At 29.8% G+C, this 5,389-nt stretch carries 9 protein-coding genes; all 9 read right to left on the reverse strand.

What is annotated here, in order from left to right; all coding sequences use genetic code 11:
* Positions 1-419 (reverse strand): DUF693 family protein (locus U880_RS0102695; protein ID WP_024654656.1); only part of this gene is annotated, 419 nt, incomplete at its 3' end.
* 3 nt (positions 420-422) lie between these two features.
* Positions 423-983: a DUF792 family protein gene (locus U880_RS0102700; RefSeq protein ID WP_014683063.1), complete on the reverse strand. Its 561-nt coding sequence runs from the start codon at positions 981-983 to the stop codon at positions 423-425.
* 10 nt (positions 984-993) lie between these two features.
* Complete coding sequence (locus U880_RS0102705; RefSeq protein WP_024654664.1) at positions 994-2,223, reverse strand: DUF759 family protein; 1,230 nt, start codon at positions 2,221-2,223, stop codon at positions 994-996.
* Entirely contained in the window at positions 2,220-2,459 is a 240-nt protein-coding gene (locus U880_RS0102710) for a DUF1322 family protein (RefSeq protein WP_024654665.1), read from the reverse strand. The genes U880_RS0102705 and U880_RS0102710 overlap by 4 nt, the downstream gene beginning before the upstream one ends.
* Positions 2,460-2,464: 5 nt before the next feature.
* Complete coding sequence (locus U880_RS0102715) at positions 2,465-2,887, reverse strand: DUF1473 family protein (protein ID WP_024654666.1); 423 nt, start codon at positions 2,885-2,887, stop codon at positions 2,465-2,467.
* Positions 2,888-2,901: 14 nt separating this feature from the next.
* Positions 2,902-3,330 carry a DUF1463 family protein gene (locus tag U880_RS0102720; protein WP_024654660.1) on the reverse strand — a complete coding sequence of 143 codons (429 nt, stop codon included), beginning with the start codon at positions 3,328-3,330 and terminating at the stop codon, positions 2,902-2,904.
* Positions 3,323-4,453 carry a DUF787 family protein gene (locus U880_RS0102725; RefSeq protein ID WP_024654661.1) on the reverse strand — a complete coding sequence of 377 codons (1,131 nt, stop codon included), beginning with the start codon at positions 4,451-4,453 and terminating at the stop codon, positions 3,323-3,325. Before U880_RS0102725 ends, U880_RS0102720 begins: the two co-directional genes overlap by 8 nt.
* Positions 4,454-4,990: a DUF764 family protein gene (locus U880_RS0102730; RefSeq protein WP_024654662.1), complete on the reverse strand. Its 537-nt coding sequence runs from the start codon at positions 4,988-4,990 to the stop codon at positions 4,454-4,456. It abuts the gene before it with no gap.
* A complete protein-coding gene (locus U880_RS0102735; protein ID WP_024654663.1) occupies positions 4,987-5,370 on the reverse strand; it encodes a hypothetical protein in 384 nt (127 codons plus the stop codon). The genes U880_RS0102730 and U880_RS0102735 overlap by 4 nt, the downstream gene beginning before the upstream one ends.
* Positions 5,371-5,389: the final 19 nt, after the last annotated feature.

Consider the following 5,389-nt stretch of genomic DNA (forward strand, 5'->3'; position numbering starts at 1 on the left):
AATTGAGTATTTTCAAGTTTTCTATTAAAGAAATTACTCTTTGAGGCTAAATGAAGTTCCAAATCAACACTAAAGTCGCCACTGGGATAATCAGTGCTCATCGGCACTCCTAAATATCCAGCCATAATAAAGTCATATTGTTTGGCGTCATAAAACTTCTTATAAAATATTTTGACGATGTCGCCTTCTTTGATTGATTCTGTAAAGTCTAAAGGTAAGTTCCAAAGAGTTAATTTGGCTTGTTTTGAGGCCACATATTTATAGCTTGAATACAAATCTGATATCGATATGTCTACATGTATTCCATTATGAGTTTCAATAACAATTTTTGGATTGTCTTCTGGAATAGAATCACCAGTTGTAGAATTGTCAAGAATATGAGAGTTATAAAATTCTATTTTGAAGTCATATTTTATCATATGTTATCCTTTATCTTCTGAAGTAGTAAAAGTTTTGGCAACTTCCATAGTGAGACTTACTTCAACTTCATCAATATTTGGAGTGTCTTTGAGTGTGACAGAAGTTAATGTTACTGCTTCTTTTATGCCAAAAGCTGGACTAAAAGCACTAAAAGGTACTCCGGCTTCGATTCTATTTCTAAATTGAGCTTTGACTAAATGACTGTCATATTGTAGTATTGCAGAGCCAAAAATAGATGCTTGAAGATCTTCAATTATTTCCTTATAGAAACTGGTTAGAACACCAGAATTTAGGCTAATAATTTCACTGTTTAGTATTGGATTATAACTTACATACTCGGCTTTTCTAGTGTAGTAATTAATAATAGGACGTTTTGAGCATGAAGTGTTATAAGTTATGTTTATAAGTTCGTTTTTAGGTTTTATGAAGAACAATTGTGGAACATATCCTAATCCTTTGAAGTCCATTCTTGGGAATAGAACTATAAAATTATCGTGTACGAACAAACTAAGTGTTTGTGTGACTATTTCTTTGATCAAGTTAGTAATTTGAAATGAATTCATATTTACTCTCCTAATGAGGTGTTTCTACGCTACTGTCAGTTTCAGTTTTAGTAGAATCTGTGCCGTTCCACCAGTCTTTAAAACCTTGTACAATACTTGATGTTAATTTAGAGAAATTGAACACTGATTTTAATGGTTCAATAATACTTTTCTGAAAACTAAATTCCACTAACCAATTTGTTAATTTGGTTAATATGCCAAGTAGTGGTTTGAGTGCATTAACGGTAAGTGTGTTTAGGTTTTCAGTAATTTTTGTAACTTTACTACTAGTATCTTCTTTAAAAGAAGTAGCTTTTGTGAGACCAGTTGATAGTAAATCTTTATGTATTTCTTTGATTAAGTTTATTCGTGAATCAAATTCATTATTTAATGATGTAACGCGTTCATATTCCATTTGTTTTTGTTCGCTATATTTATGACCAAATTCTTTAAAGACACTCATAGCTTTAAAAATAGAGCCTCCTTCACCTTTTAGTAGTGTTGAAACTTCTGAAATAGCATCATTATCACTAATACCACTAGATTTAAGACTTGCAGCAAGCATAACAGCTGAATTTAGATTTTCTTTTGTATTAATACCTAATTCATTGAGATCACCCTTAAGAACAGCAGCAGAACGTAAAAACAATTCCTTATCAGCTTCTCGTTCAAATCCTTGCAGGTCACTTATTTTTTTATTTAGAGCATTATATTCGTCTTCGTCAAAGACTTTTAAGTTAAATGCTTGATGTCTTTTTTTTATTGCATCAGCCTCAAGAGCTTGTTTTGCAAAGCCAAGTGTGCCTGAAAAAGCTCCTTTTATACCTCCTGCTGCTAATTGACCAATAGCAGTACCCGTAGCAATTTGAAGTATATTTTTACTACTTTTACTTAGTAAATTTTTTTGCTTAGAGAGTGATTCATATTCTAATTTTCTCAAGTCTTTTGAAGACATTAATGACTTTTTGAATGCATATTTCCTTGCTTCTTCAAATTTCATGCCTTGTTTTATCAGTTTTTTAGTTTCTTGAAGTCTAAATTTTTCTACACTTTCTCTTAATTTTTCATATTTGCTCTGTTTGGCAAGTTCAGCTTTTTTTTCTTTCAGATTATGTTTCAATATTTTTTCAGTGCTATCGAGTCTTGTTCTTTTGGGTTTTAGAACTTTTTCAAGGATAGATATATCTTTTTCTAAAGATTTTTTGGTTGAAGCATGATCAAGTACGCCTTTAAACTTAATAGTAAATCCAGTGTTATTCATAATGTGCTTTTACCTAAGGCTAATTCTAAAACTTGCTTTTCAAGTTTTAGTTCTGATATTGCATTCACTTCCATTAACTGTTCATAATTAAGATTCTTAACCTCATTTAAACTGCATATACCCATGATAACTGGAAAGAAGTATTTATTTTGTTGAATATCGTTAATAAGTTTTGCATATTGATCTTTTTTGTCGTTAAATATTTTGATAAAGTCTTCATACTCTTGTTGTTTCATAAATGCTACTCATTTTCTTCTTTAGTTAAGTATTCATAGTTCCAAAGCTCATTAATATAATTAAATTTAACAAAGTCACCAGAAGTGTCTTCATATTCACTTAAGTAAATTAATGATGGCTTTTTAAAGTCAGAATCTCTATGAAAAATATTAAACTGAATTGAATAAATAATTCCTACTAAATATTCTTTGTAGATACCAACATACTCTCTATTTTGATCTAAAATCTTGTAAAATTCAGTTAAGAAGTCAGGCTTTATCATTAAATCAGTTATTTTTTTAAGGTAGTCAATATTATCGAGTTTATTAATTCCATGATCTTGTGAAAATCCTAATATAGAGTCCCACTGGTACATGGGAAGTACTTTTACATCATATGTATAAGTTTTACTTTTAGATAGTATATTCATTTTATAACGCATAATCATATAAATAACTCCTTTTATTTATTTGGTATAGTTCTTGTGCAATTCATAGCTCTAATTTCGAATGTAACTTTTTCAGATTCAGCCGAATAGCTTCTTGATGGTTCTTCTGTAAATACAGCATAGTTACTAATAATTTTGGTTTGAATTCTATCATTGAATACTATACTTAAGAATTTTTCATTTTTATTTTTACCCAATGTATAAAATTGTTCACTTGAGAGATCAGTTAAAATTCCATATTCATAACTACCAATACTAACTTCTATGTTGAATATGTAAACAATAGTTCTAGGATCCCGGAAACTTACTACTGGAACTCCTTTGTCTTCATTGCTAAAAGTAGCTCTTGTTGTGGGTTCACTTGAGAGTTCTAGTTTGCCACCTATAATTTTAGTTCCATTTACTGAAAAGTAGACATCTTCAAGTTGGTATGCATTATCCATGTAGTTCACTCCTATTTGTAAAATCTTCTATATCTTCAGTAGTAATATTTAGTAATACTCCATTCATACTGAAGTTATAAGTGATAGAGACGCTTAAGATAAGCTTGAGTTTTGGATTTGGAGATAATGTAAGTTTGAGATTAGAATAGGCTACAATAAGTCCTCTTGTGATAAAACGTTCTAGCATACACTCAATAGTTGAAGTATAGGCATTGTCACGTTCTCCACTAAGTTGCAACTCTGAAAGTTTGCTGTTTTGCCTATTATTTTTATGCCAAACTTTAATAAGTTCCTTAATCATCTCGTACTTCAGATAGTGATATGTGAAGTATTCGTCAATAGAATTTCCTAAAAGATCTACACCTTCTTTAAATGCAGGTATACCATCAAGACCAGTCTCATTAAGATGTGAATAAAAGTTGATATTAGCGTTTCTAAGTTTAGAAATTGAAGTTGCATCGGTTAATATACGTACTCCAGTAAATTGCATACCATAAGGATTAGTTGAATGTCTAATTTCAGCTTCACTTAAGTATTTGGAGATAAATTTGAGATGTAAATAATCTTCTCCTTGAGTGTGTATAACAATAATTCCCTTTTTGGAATTTGAACCATTTTTAAATAGTTCTTTTATTTCTTCTTCAAAAGTTGCAAAGACAAAGAATCTACCATCATCTTTAAAGTGAGTATAATCATCCTTGTAAACAGCAAGTCCATCACCACCTTTGAAATTGTCTTTTTTACCAGTATTAATTAAAACTATGAATGAATTTTGATTTTCATTTAGATATTTTTTAACCTCTTTAGCACCTTCTGTTTCTTTGTAAATGATTAATGATGCAGAAGGTATACTGAAGTCGCCAACACTAAACATAGCAGTAATTGATTTAGTTAAGTGTTCTTTTTCTGCATTAAATTCATCCTCACCATTGCTACCTTCTTTTTGAAGAGTCTCAATTTGTTTTAAATAAGAATTTTTAGTTAAGGTCAGTAATTTATGTTTAGATTCAGATTCTATCTTTATTTTATCAGTCTTATATACTAATAATGGAGTGTAATAATTGACTTTATTTGCTCTAATTGGTGGTGTAGTAAATTTAACACTAATAGTATCTTGTGGCATTTATGTCTCCTTTAATTTTTCTATTATTTGTAAGTTAGTCTTAAACGTACAACTTGAACAGTATGCTAAGTTATTGTGATTAGAGTTAAGTTTCACAAATCCACTTTGATTTAGATTGGATACATTGTAAATGAATATGTTAAGCAAAATGTTGTATTCATCAGAAGAATCAATAGTAAATTTGTGAGACTGTGAATCATGTAAAAAATCGCTAAAGAGTTCATAAAGTTTCATATTTCGAGAATAAGTAATTCTTTCAGATTCATTATTAATAAAATTAATAAAATACAGCATAAAAAAAATACTAAATTCATTCACATTATCATAAAATGCACCCGTTCTTGAATTATGTGTAAAGAGGCCTTCAACATTATCAAACTTAATAACTAAAACATTTTGTTTCTTTACTGTAAGTTGAGACATATATGGATGGTTATATGTATTGATAATCTCTATATCAAATTCAGATACTAACTCTTTAAACTTTTTCACGATAATGATTATGTACTTTTGTATTTTATCAATATCGAGAATCATGAATTCACCCTAGCCTCAATTGACTCAAGCATTAATCCCGTATCTATTAAAGGTGTTTCTGGAGATTTACTTCCTTTTGCTTTTTTAGTAGCAATTGTACTGTCCTTTAATTTGGGTTTTACTTTGCCAGAAGCAACAAAATCCTTGTAAAAATCAATGAACAATTTACCAAAAGACTTCATGCCAACTTCTATTCCTTTGCTAAACTCTCTGTTCATATAATCAGTATTGATATACTGTTGAAATTCGGGTGAATCTGCCACTTTGTTTAAATGTTCACGACTAGGCAAATTACTACTGCCATATTCATGCATACGTGCTATATCTGCTCTTGTTGCAAACCAACCAATTTCAAGTTCAATCTCAAATTGATCATGCATATCTCCCAACTCCCTTTAA

Origin of the sequence: Borrelia hispanica CRI (genome assembly GCF_000500065.1) — a bacterium.
In the GTDB taxonomy this organism is placed as follows: Bacteria; Spirochaetota; Spirochaetia; order Borreliales; family Borreliaceae; genus Borrelia; species Borrelia hispanica.